Origin of the sequence: Parasphingopyxis sp. (assembly GCF_028279465.1) — a bacterium.
GTDB lineage: Bacteria > Pseudomonadota > Alphaproteobacteria > Sphingomonadales > Sphingomonadaceae > Parasphingopyxis.
The window spans coordinates 76,923-94,148 of record NZ_JANQNS010000003.1 but is presented as its reverse complement, the minus strand read 5'-3'; the positions used below and the strand labels follow the sequence as shown (position 1 = coordinate 94,148).

At 63.4% G+C, this 17,226-nt stretch carries 14 protein-coding genes; 6 read left to right on the top strand and 8 right to left on the bottom strand.

Translation table 11 applies throughout. From position 1 onward, the window contains the following. Nucleotides 1–4 precede the first annotated feature (4 nt). Complete coding sequence (locus Q0974_RS01420; protein WP_299321739.1) at nt 5–1,903, top strand: sodium:proton antiporter; 1,899 nt, start codon at nt 5–7, stop codon at nt 1,901–1,903. Here the strand turns inward: Q0974_RS01420 and Q0974_RS01415 are convergent. Both Q0974_RS01415 and mutS read right to left on the bottom strand, forming a co-directional pair. Beyond that, a complete protein-coding gene (locus Q0974_RS01415; protein WP_299321736.1) occupies nt 1,900–4,650 on the bottom strand; it encodes a [protein-PII] uridylyltransferase in 2,751 nt (916 codons plus the stop codon). The two genes, Q0974_RS01420 and Q0974_RS01415, sit on opposite strands and share 4 nt — an antisense overlap. A gap of 9 nt (nt 4,651–4,659) precedes the next feature. Next, on the bottom strand, nt 4,660–7,314 hold the full coding sequence (gene mutS / locus Q0974_RS01410) for a DNA mismatch repair protein MutS (protein WP_299321734.1): 2,655 nt from the start codon (nt 7,312–7,314) through the stop codon (nt 4,660–4,662). Nucleotides 7,315–7,417: 103 nt separating this feature from the next. On the opposite strand from mutS, the gene Q0974_RS01405 reads away from it, so the two are divergent. Beyond that, on the top strand, nt 7,418–9,679 hold the full coding sequence (locus Q0974_RS01405) for an NADP-dependent malic enzyme (protein ID WP_299321731.1): 2,262 nt from the start codon (nt 7,418–7,420) through the stop codon (nt 9,677–9,679). Nucleotides 9,680–9,823: 144 nt separating this feature from the next. Here Q0974_RS01405 and bamE read toward each other — a convergent pair whose 3' ends face one another. Further along, nucleotides 9,824–10,264 (bottom strand): outer membrane protein assembly factor BamE, encoded by a 441-nt coding sequence (gene bamE, locus Q0974_RS01400; RefSeq protein WP_299322135.1) that lies wholly within the window; start codon nt 10,262–10,264, stop codon nt 9,824–9,826. A gap of 182 nt (nt 10,265–10,446) precedes the next feature. Between bamE and Q0974_RS01395 the strand changes: the two genes are divergently transcribed. Further along, nucleotides 10,447–10,974, top strand: coding sequence for a ubiquinol-cytochrome C chaperone family protein (locus Q0974_RS01395; protein ID WP_299321729.1), 528 nt, complete (start codon nt 10,447–10,449; stop codon nt 10,972–10,974). Further along, nucleotides 10,971–11,507, top strand: coding sequence for a DUF177 domain-containing protein (locus Q0974_RS01390; RefSeq protein WP_299321728.1), 537 nt, complete (start codon nt 10,971–10,973; stop codon nt 11,505–11,507). The genes Q0974_RS01395 and Q0974_RS01390 overlap by 4 nt, the downstream gene beginning before the upstream one ends. 165 nt (nt 11,508–11,672) lie before the next feature. On the opposite strand, the gene ssb is transcribed toward Q0974_RS01390, so the two are convergent. Next, nucleotides 11,673–12,170, bottom strand: coding sequence for a single-stranded DNA-binding protein (gene ssb / locus Q0974_RS01385; RefSeq protein ID WP_299321725.1), 498 nt, complete (start codon nt 12,168–12,170; stop codon nt 11,673–11,675). Nucleotides 12,171–12,296: 126 nt separating this feature from the next. Next, nucleotides 12,297–12,962: a COQ9 family protein gene (locus Q0974_RS01380; RefSeq protein ID WP_299321722.1), complete on the bottom strand. Its 666-nt coding sequence runs from the start codon at nt 12,960–12,962 to the stop codon at nt 12,297–12,299. 168 nt (nt 12,963–13,130) lie between these two features. On the opposite strand from Q0974_RS01380, the gene Q0974_RS01375 reads away from it, so the two are divergent. Then, nucleotides 13,131–14,252 (top strand): alkene reductase, encoded by a 1,122-nt coding sequence (locus Q0974_RS01375; protein WP_299321719.1) that lies wholly within the window; start codon nt 13,131–13,133, stop codon nt 14,250–14,252. A 72-nt stretch (nt 14,253–14,324) separates the two neighbouring features. Further along, nucleotides 14,325–15,095, top strand: a complete 771-nt coding sequence (mddA, locus tag Q0974_RS01370) for a methanethiol S-methyltransferase (protein ID WP_299321717.1) — start codon at nt 14,325–14,327, stop codon at nt 15,093–15,095. 13 nt (nt 15,096–15,108) lie between these two features. On the opposite strand, the gene Q0974_RS01365 is transcribed toward mddA, so the two are convergent. The 3 genes from Q0974_RS01365 to ribB are packed head-to-tail and all read right to left on the bottom strand — an operon-like array spanning nt 15,109 to nt 17,194. Further along, a complete protein-coding gene (locus tag Q0974_RS01365) occupies nt 15,109–15,486 on the bottom strand; it encodes a hypothetical protein (RefSeq protein WP_299321716.1) in 378 nt (125 codons plus the stop codon). After that, a complete protein-coding gene (gene ribH / locus Q0974_RS01360; protein ID WP_299321714.1) occupies nt 15,483–15,908 on the bottom strand; it encodes a 6,7-dimethyl-8-ribityllumazine synthase in 426 nt (141 codons plus the stop codon). The genes Q0974_RS01365 and ribH overlap by 4 nt, the downstream gene beginning before the upstream one ends. Then, nucleotides 15,908–17,194 (bottom strand): 3,4-dihydroxy-2-butanone-4-phosphate synthase, encoded by a 1,287-nt coding sequence (gene ribB, locus Q0974_RS01355; RefSeq protein ID WP_299321712.1) that lies wholly within the window; start codon nt 17,192–17,194, stop codon nt 15,908–15,910. The genes ribH and ribB overlap by 1 nt, the downstream gene beginning before the upstream one ends. Between the last annotated feature and the right edge of the window lie 32 nt (nt 17,195–17,226).

Here is a 17,226-nt window from a genome sequence, read left to right as displayed (position 1 = left end):
GGTGATGGCGCTGGACTCCCTCATGGTGAAGATCGCGGTGATCGGGGTCGCCGGGGTCGGAGCACAATGGATCGCCTGGCGCACGGGACGGCCCGCCATCGCGCTGATGCTGATCGTCGGCATATTGGTCGGCCCGGTGAGCGCGATGATCCCGCACGAGTTTTTCCGCGGAGGCCTCATAAATCCCGAAAGAGATTTTGGGGCTCTGCAGGAGCCCATCATCAAACTGGCAGTGGCGGTGATCCTGTTCGAGGGAGGGCTGAGCCTCAATTTCCGCGAATTGCGCCAGGCCGGCTGGGCCGTGATGCGCGTCGTCGTGATCGGCGTACCGGTCGGATGGTTCCTCGGCACGCTCGCCTGCCATTATGGCGCGGGGCTTAGCTGGGAGGTCTCGGCACTGTTCGGCGGTATATTGGTCGTCACCGGCCCGACGGTGATCGGTCCGATGCTGCGCACGTTGCGCGTGGGACAACGCGCATCGAACATTCTGAAATGGGAAGGTATCGTCAACGATCCGATAGGCGCGCTGCTCGCGGTCTTCATCTTCGCGTACATCACCTATGGCGGATCGGGGACGAGCATCGCCGCGATCAGCTTCGATGTGATCGGATCGACTTTTATCGCAGCCCTGCTCGGCGCCGCGCTCGGCTGGGGCGTCACCTGGTTCTTTCCGCGCGGCTATGTACCCGAATATCTAAAGGCGCCCATACTGCTCATCATCGTCATTAGCGGCTTCGTCGTGGCGGATATCATCCAGCATGAGACCGGGCTGGTGACCGTCACCGTGATGGGCGTGGTGATGGCAAACCGGCCGATGTTCTCGAGCCAGGCCCTGCGCCGGTTCAAGGAAGACCTTGCGGTGCTGCTGATCTCCGGCGTCTTCATCATGCTGTCGGCGACGCTCGACTGGGAAGTCATCGCGAGTTTCCAGACGACCTCGCCCGATCCTATCGAGGGCGTGTTGCGTTTCGCCGGCTTCCTGGTGCTGCTGCTGTTCGTCGTCCGGCCGCTGACGATCCTCATTTCGCTGCTCTTTTCGAGCGTGCCGTGGAACGAGCGGCTGTTCATCGCCTGGATCGCGCCACGCGGGATCGTCGCCGTCGCCATCACCGGCCTCTTTGCAATCCGGTTGATCGATTATGGCATAGAAGATGCCGAAGCGCTGATTCCTCTATCGTTCGGCGTCGTCATCGCGACAATATTCGCCCACGGCTTTTCGGCGCGATGGTGGGCGCAGCGGCTTGGGCTGGACCAGGGCCCGGCCAATGGCGTGTTGCTTGTGGGCGCCAATCGCTGGACGATCGATTTCGGCGAATTGCTGAAAAAGATGGATATCCCCGTCACCATAGCAGACCCCTCGCAATATGCGCTGCGCGCGGCACGAAGACGGGAGTTGGACGTCTATCGCGGCGATATCCTCGACGAAGTCACCCAGGAAAATCTCGATCTCGGCCAGTTTCAGGAGCTGATCGCGGCCACCGATAACGACGCCTATAACGCGCTGATCTGCGACGATCTGGGTCCCGAAATGGGCTATGATTCGGTGAGTCAGATCGGCACGGACAGGGACCGGGCACCCTATCACTCACGCGGCCGCGTGCTCATACAGTCCGGCCCGACAATAGACGATCTGCTCAAATGCGAAGATGCCGACTGGGTCTTCACGCGCACCAAGATTACCGAGAAGTTCGGCGTCGAAGATCTGAAGAAAAATCTCGACCCTCAGGCTCTGCTGATCTGCGTGCTGAAGCCCGACGAGCGTCTGCTCTTCTATTCGACCGACGCCCGGCCCGTCGTCGAGCCCGGCGATATCGTTGTCAGCTACGCCCCGCCCGAAACGCCGCGCGAACAGCTGGAAAAGCGCGAACGGCCAAACACGCCACCGGCGGCCGAACCGGCCTAGGCGGCTTGCTTCTTGCCCTTCGGCGCCGATGCGGCTTTCAGCAACCGTTTCTGCAAGGCCTTCAGGCGCGACGGATCGACGATTTTTTCGCCGAACAGGTCGGTCAGGTAGAAGGTATCGACAGCGCGTTCACCATAGGTGGCGATATGGGCTGACCGGATCGTCGCCTTGGACTGGAACAGCGCATGGGTCAGGCTGTTCAGTAAGGCTGGCCGGTCCAGCGCGTTGACTTCGATCACCGTGTAGCGGTTCGACGCCTTGTTATCGATGAGCACCAGCGGCTGAATATGGAACGCCTCGGCCCGGGTCCGGGGCAGCGGGCGGGCCTCGAGCCGCTCGCGCATCTTGTGCTTGTTCGCCAGCGCGTCGCGGATAGCGGTTTCCAAGCGCTGAAGCTGGCCCGGATCGTCGAACGTGCCGCCCAGCGGGTCCTGTACGAGAATATTGTCGAGCGCCATGCCGTCGCGCGTCGTGTAGATGCGCGCGTCGATGACATTCGCCCCGGCCATGTCGACGGCGCCGGCGAGCCGATAGAAGAGCCCGGGGTGGTCGGCGGTATAGACGGTAACCAGCGTCGCGCCGCGATCGGGATCGGGCTGCGTCGCAATTGAAAGCTTGTCATCCTGCGCTCTGGCGTCCGCCATTTGCCGGGCATTGGCAGCAGCCGTATCCTCGTTTTCCGCGATCCAATAGGCCTTGGGCATCCGCTTGAAGAGATGTGCAAGGTCCGCCTCGGGCCAATCGAGTGTTTTGGCGAGAGCCTCCTGCGCCTCGGCGATACGCGTGCGGCGGCCATGATGTTTGTGGCCGAGCCGCAGCGTTTCCTCCGCCAGCTCATACAGATCGGAAAGGAGCTGGCCTTTCCAGTCGTTCCAGACGCCCGGGCCCACCGCGCGAATATCCACGACGGTAAGCGCAAGCAGCAGCTTGAGCCGTTCCGGGCTCTTCACCGCCAGCACGAAATCTTCGATCGTCTTGGGATCGGCGAGATCGCGCTTGAACGCCGTTGCCGACATCAGCAGATGCCAGCGCACGAGCCAGGCCACGGTCTGCGTCTCGCCGGCATCGAGACCGAGGCGTGGGCATAGCTTCTCCGCCACTTCCGCACCGAGAATCGAATGGTCCCCGCCTCGGCCCTTAGCGATATCGTGAAGCAGGACGGCGACATAAAGGACGCGGCGCGAAACCAGCTTGCCCATAAGCGCATGTGCGAGCGGATGATCGTCCTTGAGCCGTCCATTCTCGATCTTGGCCAAGAGGCCGATCGCCCGGATCGTATGCTCATCGACGGTATAATGATGGTACATGTCGAACTGCATCTGCGCGACGACGCGGCCGAAATCGGGCACGAAACGGCCGAAAATACCCGCCTCGTTCATCCATCGCAGCACAGTCTCGGGATCGCGCGGGCTGGTCAGCACATCGAGGAACAGTGCATTGGCGCGCGCGTTCTTGCGAATCTTCGCGACCAGCTTTTCATCGCGGCCGGCCTGACGCATCGCGACGGGGTGAATTTCGAGCTCATGCTGATCGGCCAACGCAAACAGCTCGATCAGGCGGACCGGGTCTTTGGCGAAGAAATCCTCGCCGGGGATCGAGAGCCGGCCGCGATCGAGCGTGAAACCGTTGAGCTTGCGGGGCTTGCGGCGCAGCGTCGGCATCACGAAGCGGCGCCCGCGCGGCCCATATTGCTCGTCGAGATGCGCGAGGAACACGCCGGTGAGATCGCCGACCTGTTTTGCCATCAGGAAATAATGCTGCATGAAACGTTCGACCGCCGATTTGCCGGTACGCTCGGCATAACTCATCCGCCTGGCGATTTCGGGCTGGACGTCGAAGGTCAGCCGCTCTTCCGGGCGATTGGCGATCAGATGCAGATGGCAACGCACGGCGAGCAGAAAGTCGCGCGCCTTGCGGAACTGCTTGAGCTCGTCAGACGTCAGCAGGCCATGCTCGACCAGTTCGCCGAGATCGCGCACCTTGTGGACGTAGCGCCCGATCCAGAACAGCGTATGGAGATCCCTGAGACCGCCCTTCCCGTCCTTCACATTGGGTTCGACGACATAGCGGCTGTCGCCCATCCGCTCATGCCGGCGGTCGCGTTCGGCCAGTTTCTCGGCGGTAAAGGCCTGCGCCGTACCCTCCACGACTTCGGCATAAAAGCGCCGCGTCGCCTCGTCATAAATGCCCTCATCACCCCAGAGATAGCGGGCCTCGAGCAGAGCGGTGCGGATAGTCATATCGCTTTTCGCCATGCGGACCATATCGTCGAGCGACCGGCTCGAATGGCCGACTTTTAGGCCGAGGTCCCAGAGCGTGTAGAGGATCGATTCGATGACCTGCTCGCACCAGGGCGGCTGCTTGTAGGGGGTCAGGAAACCGATATCGAGATCGGAGAAGGGCGCGAGTTCGCTGCGGCCATAGCCGCCAACGGCAATCAGGGTCAGCCGCTCCGCATCTGACGGATTGCTGTTCGAATAGAGCCGCTGGACCGTGAAATCGTAGATCAGCCGCAAGAGCTGATCGTAGAGAAAGGAATAGCTGCGCGCGATGATCGATCCGCGCGACGGTTTCGCCTCCAGCCGGGCGGCAATCTCCGCGCAGCCGGCTTCCATCGTCGTGCGCAGCTCGGCAACGGCCGCTTGCCGCAATGCCGCCGTGCCCTCGGCCTCGAGCGCATGCAGCCGGGCCGCGACCTCGCGCCGGTCGATAATTGCGCGCCGTTTGGGGATGGAGCTGTTCGGCATGAGCCCAATCTAGGCGTCGTCAGCTTCGTCCGCCAGCCGTTTGAGCCCATAGACGAGATCGAGCGCCTCGCGCGGGCTGAGATCGTCGGCGTGAATGGCCTCCAGCGCCTCGCGCAGCGGGTCAACCAAATCCTCTTCCTGCGCGACGTCCGCGGTGAACAGCGGCAGGTCGTCAAGGCCCGCGGCCAGCCCGCCGGTCGATGCGCGCCCGGCTTCAAGCTTGCTCAGAACCGATTTGGCACGCGCGACCGTGTCTTTCGGCAGTCCGGCGAGCTTGGCAACGGCCAGCCCATAGCTGCGGTCCGCCGGTCCATCGGCCAGTTCGTGCAGCAATACGAGATCGCCCTTCCATTCGCGCGCCCGGACATGATGCAGGGAGAGCGCGTCGAGCCTTTCGGCGAGACGCGTCAGCTCATGATAGTGCGTCGCAAACAGGCAGCGGCAGCGGTTCGCATCATGGACGGTTTCGACCACGGCCCATGCGATGGCGAGACCGTCATAGGTGGACGTGCCGCGCCCGACTTCGTCGAGGATGACAAGGCTGTTTTCGGTCGCCTGGGCGAGGATCGCGGCGGTCTCGACCATTTCCACCATGAAGGTCGACCGGCCGCGCGCCAGATTGTCCGAAGCGCCGACGCGCGAAAAGAGCTTATCAACGATCCCGAGTTCCGCCGACGCGGCGGGCACATAGCTGCCCGCCTGCGCAAGCACGGCGATCAACGCATTCTGGCGGAGAAAAGTCGACTTGCCGCCCATATTCGGGCCGGTCACGAGCCAGAGCCGTTTTTCTGGCGAAAGGCTACAATCATTGGCGACGAACCGCTCGCCTTGCTGTTCGACGGCGCGTTCGACGACCGGGTGGCGGCCGCCTTCGATCCGGAAACAGGCATGATCGGCGAGCTTGGGCCGCGTCCAGCCGCCCAGCGCCGCCTGCTCGGCCAGCGCCGAGGCAACATCGAGCCGCGCGAGCGCATCGGCCGTTGCAGCGATCCGGTCCTTGTCCGCCAACGTTGTCGCGATCAGGTCTTCAAGATGCGCGGCTTCGGCCGCCAGCGCATGCGCGCCGGCCTGAATGACCCGCTGGGCCTCGTCGTGGAGATCGGGCGCGTTGAAGCGCACAACGCCGGCAAGAGTCTGGCGATGGGTAAAGCCTGAATCGGCGCTCATCAGCGGATCGGCATGTTTCGACGGCACTTCGATATGATAGCCGAGCACATTATTGTGCTTGATTTTGAGGCTCTGAATGCCGGTGGTCTCGCGATAGCGCGCTTCGAGGGCGGCAATGGCCTTACGCCCGGCACCCGCTGTTTCGCGCAAATCGTCGAGCGCCGCGTCATAGCCTTCTGCGATATAGCCGCCCTTCGCGGCGTCGATCGGCGGTTCCGGAACGAGCGCGCGGAAGAGATGGTCGGTTAGCCGGCCATGGCCGGTCAGCGCGGGGAGCAGCTTAGTGAGCAACGCAGGCGCCTCTTCGGTCTGCGACAGGCGCATATGGAGATCGCGCGCCGCGGAAAGCCCGTCGCGCAACAGGCCGAGATCGCGCGGCGTGCTGCGTCCTGCCACGAGGCGGCCAAGCGCCCGCCCGATATCGGGCAGTGCCTTGAGCGCGACGCGCAACTCCTCCCGCTGTCCTGCATCACGTTCGAACAGTGCAACCAGATCGAGACGGGCGGTAATCGCCTCCCGCGCAGTAAGCGGCGCGGCGATATCGGCAGCGAGTAAGCGCGCGCCCGCACCGCTCACCGTCTGGTCGATACAACCGAGCAAGCTGCCCGCGCGCCCGCCGCTCGTCGCCTGGGTCAGTTCGAGGCTTTCGCGCGTCGCGGAATCGATCAGCATATGATCGCCGGTGCGATGGCGCTGCGGCGGCTGCAGGAACGGCAAATCGCCCTGTCCGGCGGTTTCGAGATAGGCGAGCAGCCCGCCCGCCGCGGCAAGCTCCGCCCGGTCGAAATCGCCGAACCCGTCGAGCGTCGCCACGCCGAACAGGGATTTCAGCCGTTTCTCCGCAGCGATGCTGCTGAAATCGCTCTTCGGGCAAAGCTGCGCATGTTCCGGCGCGTTCGAAAAATTCTCCGGCACGATCAGTTCGGCCGCCGACAATCGCGCGAGCTCTGCGTCGAGCATATCGGGGGCGGCAGCCGACAGGACGAAGCGGCCGGTCGAAATATCGGCCGCCGCGATGCCGATCTTGTCGCCGGTCTCGGTCGCCGCGACCAGCCAATTCTCCGCTCTCGCATCGAGCAGCGTTTCCTCGGTCAGCGTGCCGGCCGTAACGACGCGCACGATGGCGCGCCCGACCAGCGCTTTCGACGCCCTTCCCTCTTCCTTGGCGCGCTTCTTCGCCTCCTCCGGCGACTCGGTCTGCTCGGCGATGGCGACGCGATGGCCGGCCTTGATCAGCCGCGCGAGATAGGCCTCATGGCTGTGCGCCGGGACGCCGCACATCGGGATCGGCTCGCCCTCATGTTCGCCGCGCGATGTCAGCGCGATATCGAGCGTTGCGGCGGCCGCTTTGGCGTCGTCGAAAAACAGCTCGAAGAAATCGCCCATGCGGTAGAAGAGGAGGCAATCCGGCACGCTCTCCTTGAGCGCCAGATATTGCGCCATCATCGGGGTCGGACCGCCCTTCGCCGCCTGTTTCTTTTTCGCCTTGGTCGCCATGTCGAATACCGGGATAGCGTCTTGCCGCAGCCGCCGCCATGCCTCAAAAGGCGATCGGGCAGGCGCGCCCATTTATCCACTGGATCATCCACAGAGGAAAGCGATGAGCGACCACAGCAATGTCGAATTTTCGGAACGCGAGGCGCTGCTGTTCCATGCGCATGAGCGGCCCGGCAAGATCGAGATCGTCGCGACCAAGCCGATGGCGACGCAGCGCGACCTGAGCCTGGCTTACTCGCCCGGCGTCGCGGTTCCCGTGAAAGCGATCGCCGAGGATCCGGCCACGGCCTATGATTATACCGCCAAAGGCAATCTCGTCGCTGTCGTGTCGAACGGCACGGCGATTCTCGGCCTCGGTAATCTCGGCGCGCTCGCTTCCAAGCCCGTGATGGAAGGTAAGGCCGTACTCTTCAAACGCTTCGCCGATGTCGATTCGATCGATATCGAGCTCGCCACCGAGGATGTCGACAAGTTCATCAGCGCGGTCGAGATCATGGAACCGAGCTTTGGCGGCATAAACCTCGAAGATATCGGCGCGCCGGCCTGTTTCATTATCGAGCAGACGCTGCGCGAACGGATGAACATCCCGGTCTTCCACGACGATCAGCACGGCACAGCGATCATCGCCGCTGCTGGCGTGATCAACGCGCTACACCTCACCGGGCGCGATATTACCGATGTCGATATGGTCGTGTCCGGCGCCGGCGCTGCCGCCATCGCCTGCACCGAACTGATCAAGGCGATGGGCGCACCGAGCGATCGCGTACTCATGTGCGATTCCAAGGGCGTTATCTATCAGGGCCGCGAAGAGGCGATGGACCAGTGGAAATCCGCCCATGCCGCACCGACCGACAAACGCACGCTGCGCGAGGCGATGGAGGGTGCCGACATCTTTCTCGGCCTGTCTGTCGCCGGCGTCGTCGATCAGGAGATGGTGAAATCGATGGGCGAGAAGCCGATCATTTTCGCCATGGCCAATCCCGATCCCGAGATCACGCCTGAAGACGCCAAGGCCGTCCGGCCCGACGCAATCATCGCCACGGGCCGCTCCGACTATCCGAACCAGGTCAACAATGTGCTCGGCTTTCCCTTCATCTTCCGCGGTGCGCTCGATGTCCGCGCGACGACGATCAATGACGAGATGAAGATCGCGGCAGCGGAAGCCCTGGCCGCGTTGGCGCGCCAGCAGGTGCCCGAAGAGGTCGCGGCCGCCTATGGCAAATCGCACAGTTTCGGGCCGGATTACATTATCCCCGCGCCCTTCGATCCGCGCCTCATGGAGATCGTGTCGCCGGCCGTCGCCAAGGCGGCGATGGACTCAGGCGTTGCCCGGCAGCCGATCCTCGACATGGAGGATTATCGCCACTCCCTGAAATCACGGCTCAATCCTACCAATTCGGTCCTGACGCTCGCCTATGAGCAGGCGCGAGCCCAGCCGCGACGCGTGGTTTTCGCCGAGGGCGAGGAAGAGGTCGTGCTGCGCGCCGCTATCCAGTTCCACGATGGCGGCTACGGTATTCCGGTGCTGGTCGGCCGCGACGATGTGCCGGACCGGTTGCGCGAACTGGGCGTCGATGAGCCCGAAAGCTTCGAATATCACAATAGCCGCAAGTCGCCGCTCGTGCCGCAGATGGTGGATTTCCTCTACGACCGGCTGCAGCGACGCGGCTTTTTGCGCCGCGACTGCGAGCGCCTCGTCAATAACGACCGCAATATCTTCGGCGCGCTGCTGCTCGCGCTCGGCGAGGCCGATGTGATGATCACCGGCGTCACACGGCAGTTCAGCCAGTCCCTCAGCCAGGTCATGAAGGTGATCGATCCGGTCGCCGGGCGCCGGCCGTTCGGCATCCATATGCTGGTGGGGCGCAATCACAACGTTTTCATGGCGGATACGACGATCAACGAGCGCCCCTCGCCCGAATTGCTCGCCGATATCGCCGAGCAGACCGCTGCCGTCGCCCGCCGCATGGGCCATGAACCGCGCGTCGCCTTTCTCTCCTATTCAACCTTCGGCAATCCTCCAGGCAACTGGCTCGAAAATATCCGGGCCGCTGTCGCGCTGCTCGACGCGCGCGGCGTGAGCTTCGAATATGAGGGCGAGATGGCGCCCGATGTCGCCCTCAATCCGCAGCTCATGAAAAGCTATCCGTTCAGCCGCCTGTCCGAGCCGGCCAACGTGCTTGTCATGCCCGGCCTGCAATCGGCGAACCTGTCGGCGAAACTGCTGCGCGAACTGGGCGGCGATGCGGTGGTCGGGCCGATGCTCGTCGGCATGGCGAGCCCGGTCCAGATCGCGACGATGTCCGCCACAGCCAGCGAACTGGTCACGCTCGCGGTCCTCGCTGCAGGCGGAATCGCGCGCTGATCTATCAGACCTTCGCTTCGCTCAGGCGCGGCACCGGCCCACTCCCCCTCCCGGCCTCCCATAAGGTACAATGAATGGGAGGCCGGGAGGGGGAGTGGGCCGGTGGTGCCGCGATTTTCTGCAAGGAAAATTCTGACGAAGAACCTATCCGCCCGGATTATCCGCCGTGCCGCCGCCCTGGCTGACGCTGCCTACGCGGCCGATATTGCCGAAAAGCTCGTCGAAGAAGCCGCGGTTGCGGCCCAGGGTCGGGGTTTCGTCGCCCGACGGGCTGATCGAAGCGACCTGCTCCATCCCCATGACGTCGACAGACGCCACATTGCCGTCTCCAGCAAAGCGCACGGCCAGGATCATCTGATCGACCGGGCGCGGACGGGCAAAGGCCAGCTGCCGTGAATCGCGCGAAATATAGTACCAAGTCGGCGTTTCGTTGGCGCCGGTAAACTGGCTAGTGAATGTCGGACGACCTAGAGTCGCCTGCACCGAAGCGCGATTGTCGACGCCGGGCTGTATCGACTGGATCAGAATCGCCTCGCCAAGATAGCCCTGATGGGTGCGGATTTGCGCACAGCCGCTGGCGAGCATGCCGGTCGCGAACAGCGCGGCAACGCTTGCAAGGGCAGGCAGGCGCCGGGTTTTCCGGGGCATTTCAGTCTCCTTACGCGCAATACCCGTACAGCCGGCATTGCAACTTCATGTCCGGCTCTCAATATGCGGAAGGGGCCCATGATAGCAAGGCCACATCGCAGGAACGACAGACGAACGCCATGTCAATATTCAGCCGGTTTTTCAGCAGCAGCCGACCGCGCGACACGATGGTTCCACTGTATCGCGCCATCGTGACGCACGGGCGCGATCCGCAATGGTATGCGCAGGGCGGCGTGCCCGACACGCAGGATGGCCGGTTCGACATGATCGCCGCGATTCTTTCCGCCGTCTTGCTGCGCCTGGAAAGCGAGGGGGAGACGCATGCCTCGGAGAGCGCCCTGCTCGCGGAATTGTTCATCGAGGATATGGACGGCCAGCTGCGCGAACTCGGCATTGGCGATATCGTTGTCGGCAAGCATATCGGCAAGATGATGGGCGCACTGGGCGGCCGCCTAACCGCCTATCGGGACGGTTTCGGCGGTGATGGCGACGCCCATGGCGCGTTGCGCCGCAATCTCTATCGCGGCGTTGATCCGGCGGATGGCGAAGTCGACTATACAGTCAACCGGCTGCGACGCTTCATTGCGGCGTTGGCGGATGAGCCAGCCGCGGCTGTCGCCAGCGGCGCGTTGCCGGACCTTGCATGACGGCGGAACCGGAATTTTCGCGGCGCATCGCCATCGACTCGATTGGCAACGGCGCGGCGCGCCATGACATCGCCGCCAGCGATGCGGAATGCGCTGCGCTCGCCGAGCGCTTCGCCTTGCAATCGATCGCGCGCCTCTCGGCACATGCGGACGTCCATAGGGACGGCAATGCGATCTTCGCGAAAGGCACGGTCGATGCCGAGATCGTGCAAAGCTGCGTCGTGACGGGCGATGCCGTACGGGAGACGATCGCCGAAGCCTTCGAGCTGCGCTTCATTCCTGAGCACGCACCGGCGGATGAGGAAGAAATCGAACTCAGTTCGGAAGAGTGCGAGACGCTCACCTATTCGGACGGCGCGATCGATCTCGGCGAGGCAGCGGCGCAGACCATGGCGCTCGCGCTCGACCCGTTTCCGCGCGGCGCCAATGCGGACGAAGCGCTACGCGAGGCGGGCGTACTCAGCGAAGAAGAGGCTGGACCGTTCGGTGCGCTGAAAGGCCTGCGCGATCAGCTCGCGGCCAAGGGCGAATAGGTCGGCCGGGATTTATCTGTCAGAATGTTGCTATCGCTACGTCGCGGCACCAGCCCACTCCCCCTCCCGGCCTCCCTTTCATCGTACCCTGTGGGAGGCCGGGAGGGGGAGTGGGCTTGTGCCGCGCTCAACCGACAGGTTGAGTCTGACAAATATAGCCTGCTTTTAAAACGGAACGTCGTCGTCGAGATCGTCGTCGAACGCGCCGCCCGCCGGGCTCGAACCCGAAGACTGGCCACCACCATAGCCGCCGTCATTACCGCCCGAACCGCCCCAGTTATCGCCGCCCGAACCACCACCACCGCTGTCACCACGACCGTCGAGCATCGTCATGCTGCCGTTGAAGCCGTCGATGACGACCTCGGTCGAATAACGGTCGTTGCCGGACTGGTCCTGCCATTTGCGGGTGCGGAGCTGGCCTTCGATATAGACCTTGCTGCCTTTGCGCAGATAGCGTTCGGCGACGCCGGCCAGTCCCTCCGAAAAGATCGCCACGCTGTGCCATTCGGTCCGTTCGCGGCGTTCGCCGGTCTGCCTGTCCTTCCAGCTTTCCGAGGTCGCGATCCGCAGATTGCAGACCTTGCCGCCATTGTTGAACGTACGCGTCTCGGGATCGCGCCCGAGATTGCCGATCAGGATTACCTTGTTGACGCTGCCCGCCATGTCTTCGTCTCCTGTGAATGCGGTATCGCCGAGTCTCACGGCGGTTGTTTGCGTATGGCTTAGAAAAGAGGCCGGGCTACGACAAGCGTGGGCCGCACGCGAACTGGGTGTTATTCGCGCGTCCTGTCAGCGGCCCGGATAGCGCAGCCGCCCGAGGAACCGGCTGACACTGAACCGGCGGTCCGGATCGCCGCGGAACTTCTTCTTCAGCTTCTCGAACTGGGCGACATTGCCAAGGCGGCGATCGAGAAAGGCGGTCGTATCGGCATCCTCCTCGCTCTCATCGTCCATCCAGGCGAGGATCGTCGAACCGTAAACGCCGCCAAGAATGGTGCGCTTCGAATAATGGTTGAAATCGGTCGCCGTATCGCCGGCCAGCCGCCACATCGCATCCGCCGATCGCCAGCCGAGCCGGCCCGCGAGCGGTACATTCTGCGGCATCGCAAGTATCGCGATAGCCCGGCGCAACGCCTCTTTATGCGGCCGCACGATATCGAGGCGCTTGAGGATCGCGGCGCGAATCCGCTTGTGCACCGGCATCGCCTCCAGCTCTTCGGCCGTGAAGGATGCGGCCATCTCCGCATCGACATACGCGAACCAGGCATCGATCATATCGGTCGCACCATCGGGAAAGGCGAGGCGGGCGGCGCCGGGGTCGATATCGAACTCGCTTGCTGCGCGTTCGACCGCCTCGTCCGTCCACCCATCGAATGCCGCATGACCGGCGACTACCGGCGCGAGATGGCTGCGGATTTCGTCGAGCGTCGGGTCTGATCGTAATGCTTCGGCCATGGTCGCCGATATAGGGTGATTGCCGACCAACGCCAATGCCGGGGTATGCGCCCGCGAAACTTTACGGGCGTCTAGAAAAGTTTGGCTGCCCGCCTCTGGCCGAATACGCTCCAGGCCTTATGTCTATCGCGACAAAATACCGGCCAACCATCAGGGGATATTGCATCCATGCCTTCACTCTTCGATCCCATCACGCTCGGCGCCATCGAAGCGCCCAATCGCATTCTCATGGCGCCGCTGACCCGCGGTCGCGCGACCGGCGACAGTGTGCCGAACGCGTTGATGGCGGAATATTATACGCAGCGCGCCGGCGCCGGGCTGATCATCACCGAGGCGACGGGCATCAGCCGGCAAGGCTTGGGCTGGCCGGCGGCGCCCGGCGTTTGGAGCGAAGAGCAGGTCGAAGGCTGGAAAGAGGTGACCGGCGGCGTGCATGACGCGGGCGGGCGCATCATCCTGCAGCTCTGGCATATGGGCCGCCTCGTCCACCCCGATTATCTGGATGGCGAACAGCCGGTGTCTGCATCGGCAACAACCGCCCCAGGGCACGCCTATGCGCCCGATGGCAGCAAGAAGGAGTATGCCGAAGCCCGCGCGCTCGATATCGGCGAAATCCCGGACATTATCGACGATTATCGCAAGGCCGCCGCCAACGCGATGGCCGCCGGCTTCGACGGCGTGCAGATCCACAGCGCCAATGGCTATCTGATCGATCAGTTCCTGCGCGAAAACACCAATCTGCGCGATGATGAGTATGGCGGATCGCCCGACAACCGCACGCGCCTTCTGGACGAGATTGCACGCGCCATCGCCGCCGAGATCGGCGCGGGTCGGACCGCCGTGCGCCTCTCCCCCAATGGCGAAACCCAGGGCGCCTTTGACAGCGATCCCGATACGGTGTTCGGACTCGCCGCCGAAAAGCTCTCCGATATCGGCATCGCTTTTCTGGAGCTGCGCGAACCCGGCCCGAACGGAACGTTCGGTCAGACCGACCAGCCCAAAGTATCGCCGGTCATTCGCAAGGCGTTCGACGGGCCGCTCGTGCTCAACTCCGATTATGGCAAGGCCGAAGCCCAGGCCGATCTTGATACGGGCAAGGCCGATGCGATCGCGTTCGGCCGGCCGTTTATCTCGAACCCCGACCTCGTCGAGCGTTTCCGCAAGGATATTCCGTTGCAGGGCGTCGCCGAGGACAAGGGCGCCTGGGACTATGCGCCGACCTGGTACATGCCGGGGCCCAAGGGCTATACCGACTATCCCAAGGCGGAAGAAAGCGTCGCCGCCGAGTAGAGGCGCGGCCGCCTCGAATTGCTGCACCAGCGTCCGCATGATACGCTGGCGCGACAATCCGGGGAGGGAATCATGGGACTTATGCGCCTGGGCTTTGCTGTGGGCAGCTATCTGCTGTTCTTCCTCTCCTTCCTCTACCTGATCGGATTTACCGGCAATCTCTTCGATGAAGCCGCCGTCCTCACCGGGTTGGGCAGCCTCGCCGCCTTACCCAGCATCGATGTCGGACCCGATGCCGCGCTCGGCACGGCGATCGCCATCAATCTTGCCGTCATCGCGCTGTTCGGCATTCAGCACAGCGTCATGGCGCGCCCGGCGTTCAAGAGCTGGCTGACACGCTTCTGGCCGGCCGCGATCGAACGCAGCCTCTATGTCCTGGCGACGGTGGCGGTGCTCGTCGCGATCTTCGTGTTATGGCGGCCCATCACGCCGTTGGTCTGGTCGGCAGAGGCAGAGTGGTTGCGGATATTGTTGTGGGCGCTGTTCGTCGCGGGCTGGGTCATCCTCTTCATCGCGACCTGGCTGCTCAGCCATTTCGAACTGTTCGGGCTGCATCAGGCCTGGGCCGATTTCCGCGGAAAGGTCGTGCCGGAAATGCAATTCCGCACACCGCTCTTCTACAAGCTGGTGCGCCATCCGATCTATACCGGCATATTGCTGGCCTTCTGGGCGACACCGGACATGAGCCAGGGCCATCTGCTGTTTGCGGTGGGCATGTCTATCTATGTCGCGATTGGAGTGCGTTATGAGGAGAAGGACCTGATCGCGCATATCGGTGAGCACTATGTCGAATATCGCAAACGCGTCGGCGCCGTGATCCCGGGCGTCGGCAAGGTCCGATAGCAGCGTTGATGCGCTAATTTGCGCGTGGGCGTGTCCGCGCCAGCATGATGGTCGCGATCATCCCGACAACCGCGGTGACAAAGGCAAGGCCGATCAACGCCGTCAGCAGGCCCATGTCGAAATTGCCGGGATTGCTGGTTTCGGGGGCGAACACCTTGCCGAAGAAACTGCCGTAGAGCATTCCCGCATTGACGCCCCAGCCGGCGGCGAAAAAGGCGTGACGGAGCGGCGTCGGCCGGGCCATCATCAGGGCACCGGCGATCAGCATCGCGCCCATGATTTGATCGTCCATCCAGAACATGACCGGCCGCCCCGCGCCCCAGCTGCGATAGGCCTCGCCCAGCATCAGCGACAACGCGAGCAGCACACCGACGATACGCAACGCCTTCATCGGGACGCGAAACGCTGGCCAAGATCGTGAAGCGCGATCGCCGCCTGGGCCGCTTCGCCGCCCTTGTCCTTCTTGTCGGGCCGCGCACGGACTTCCGCCTGCGCATCATTCTCGACCGTCAAGATACCGTTGCCGATGGCGAGCCCATCCATGGTCAACGCCATCAGGCCGCGCGCGCTTTCGCCGGCGACGATTTCGAAATGATATGTTTCGCCACGGATGACGACGCCGATCGCGACGAAGCCGTCATAGCGGCCGGTCTCCGCCGCCATCGCGACGGCGCCCGGAATTTCGAGCGCGCCGGGTACGGTGATCGTCTCATGAATGTGACCCGCCGCCTCGAGCGCCGCCGTAGCGCCCTCGATCAGCCAGTCATTGAACTGGTCATAGAAGCGCGCTTCGACGATCAGGAAATGCGCCATTATGCGCCCTCCACATCGATGGCGCGTTCGCCGACGATCGACAGCCCATAAGCGTCGAGCCCTACAAGACTGTGATGCGTGTTGGTCAAGAGGATCATCTCATGCACGCCGAGCTCGGTAAGGATTTGCGCGCCGACACCATAGTCGCGCAGCTCCTCCATGTCCGGCCGCTCCTCGCCGGTCTTGAGCAGCAACGCCTTGGTAAACGCCCCCTGCATCGTCCGATTGATCACGACGACGACGCCCGCGCCCTCCTCGCCGATAATCTCCATCGAGCGCGAGAGCATCTGGCCGCGCGCGCCCTCTTCGCCGAACACATCGGTGAAGGCGGAGAGCGCGTGCATGCGCACAAGCGTCGGCTTTTCCGGATCGACGCGACCCTTCACCAGCGCGACCTGCTCGGTGCCCGTTGCTTTATTGAAGAAAGTCATCGCCTTCCAGTCGCCGCCCCAGCGGCTCGTGAACGGCGCCTCGGCCTTTTTCTCGACCAGATGGTCATGCTTGCGGCGATAGGCGATCAGATCCCGGATCGTGCCGATCTTCAGGTTGTGGAGCTGGGCGAAGGCCATCAGGTCCGGCATCCGGGCCATCGTGCCGTCCTCGTTCATGATCTCGCAAATCACACCGCTCGGATTGAGGCCGGCGAGCCGCGCGATATCGACCGCCGCCTCGGTATGGCCTGCGCGCACAAGCACACCGCCGGGTCGCGCGACGAGCGGGAAGACGTGGCCGGGCGTGACGATCTCCTCCTTGCCCTTCGATCCATCGATCGCGACCGATACGGTGCGCGCCCGGTCCGCCGCCGAGATGCCGGTCGTTACCCCGTCCTTCGCCTCGATCGACACGGTGAAAGCTGTCTCATGCCGCGTGCCGTTGTGGCGGCTCATGAGGTCGAGGCCCAAAGCCTCGGTGCGTTCCTTGGTCAGCGCGAGGCAGATCAGGCCGCGGCCATATTTGGCCATGAAGTTGATCGCATCGGGCGTCGCCATCTGCGCCGGAATCACGAGATCGCCCTCATTTTCGCGGTCCTCGTCATCGACCAGGATAAACATGCGCCCGTTGCGCGCCGTTTCGATAATCTCTTCGGGCGTCGCCAGCGCCTGCCCGCCGCCGGTCACCAGATAGCGTTCGAGCTTGAGCAGCGTCTCGGCGGTCGGATTCCAGTCATCGTCATCGAGCTTGCGCAAGGAGTTGGGGTGGAGCCCGGCGGCGCGCGCCAAGCCGGCCTTGCTGGCCTCGCCCGAGGTGACGAGGCTGCGGATATTATCGATAAGCGGTGTAGACATGCACCCCGTATTTCACACTGTAGTGTGATTTA

Bases quoted from the DNA above. Each gene is read 5' to 3' on its own strand.
- Q0974_RS01420 (WP_299321739.1), top strand. From the start codon at position 5: ATGGCGCTGGACTCCCTCATGGTGAAGATCGCGGTGATCGGGGTCGCC.
- Q0974_RS01415 (WP_299321736.1), bottom strand. From the start codon at position 4,650: ATGCCGAACAGCTCCATCCCCAAACGGCGCGCAATTATCGACCGGCGC.
- mutS (WP_299321734.1), bottom strand. From the start codon at position 7,314: ATGGCGACCAAGGCGAAAAAGAAACAGGCGGCGAAGGGCGGTCCGACC.
- Q0974_RS01405 (WP_299321731.1), top strand. From the start codon at position 7,418: ATGAGCGACCACAGCAATGTCGAATTTTCGGAACGCGAGGCGCTGCTG.
- bamE (WP_299322135.1), bottom strand. From the start codon at position 10,264: ATGCTCGCCAGCGGCTGTGCGCAAATCCGCACCCATCAGGGCTATCTT.
- Q0974_RS01395 (WP_299321729.1), top strand. From the start codon at position 10,447: ATGTCAATATTCAGCCGGTTTTTCAGCAGCAGCCGACCGCGCGACACG.
- Q0974_RS01390 (WP_299321728.1), top strand. From the start codon at position 10,971: ATGACGGCGGAACCGGAATTTTCGCGGCGCATCGCCATCGACTCGATT.
- ssb (WP_299321725.1), bottom strand. From the start codon at position 12,170: ATGGCGGGCAGCGTCAACAAGGTAATCCTGATCGGCAATCTCGGGCGC.
- Q0974_RS01380 (WP_299321722.1), bottom strand. From the start codon at position 12,962: ATGGCCGAAGCATTACGATCAGACCCGACGCTCGACGAAATCCGCAGC.
- Q0974_RS01375 (WP_299321719.1), top strand. From the start codon at position 13,131: ATGCCTTCACTCTTCGATCCCATCACGCTCGGCGCCATCGAAGCGCCC.
- mddA (WP_299321717.1), top strand. From the start codon at position 14,325: ATGGGACTTATGCGCCTGGGCTTTGCTGTGGGCAGCTATCTGCTGTTC.
- Q0974_RS01365 (WP_299321716.1), bottom strand. From the start codon at position 15,486: ATGAAGGCGTTGCGTATCGTCGGTGTGCTGCTCGCGTTGTCGCTGATG.
- ribH (WP_299321714.1), bottom strand. From the start codon at position 15,908: ATGGCGCATTTCCTGATCGTCGAAGCGCGCTTCTATGACCAGTTCAAT.
- ribB (WP_299321712.1), bottom strand. From the start codon at position 17,194: ATGTCTACACCGCTTATCGATAATATCCGCAGCCTCGTCACCTCGGGC.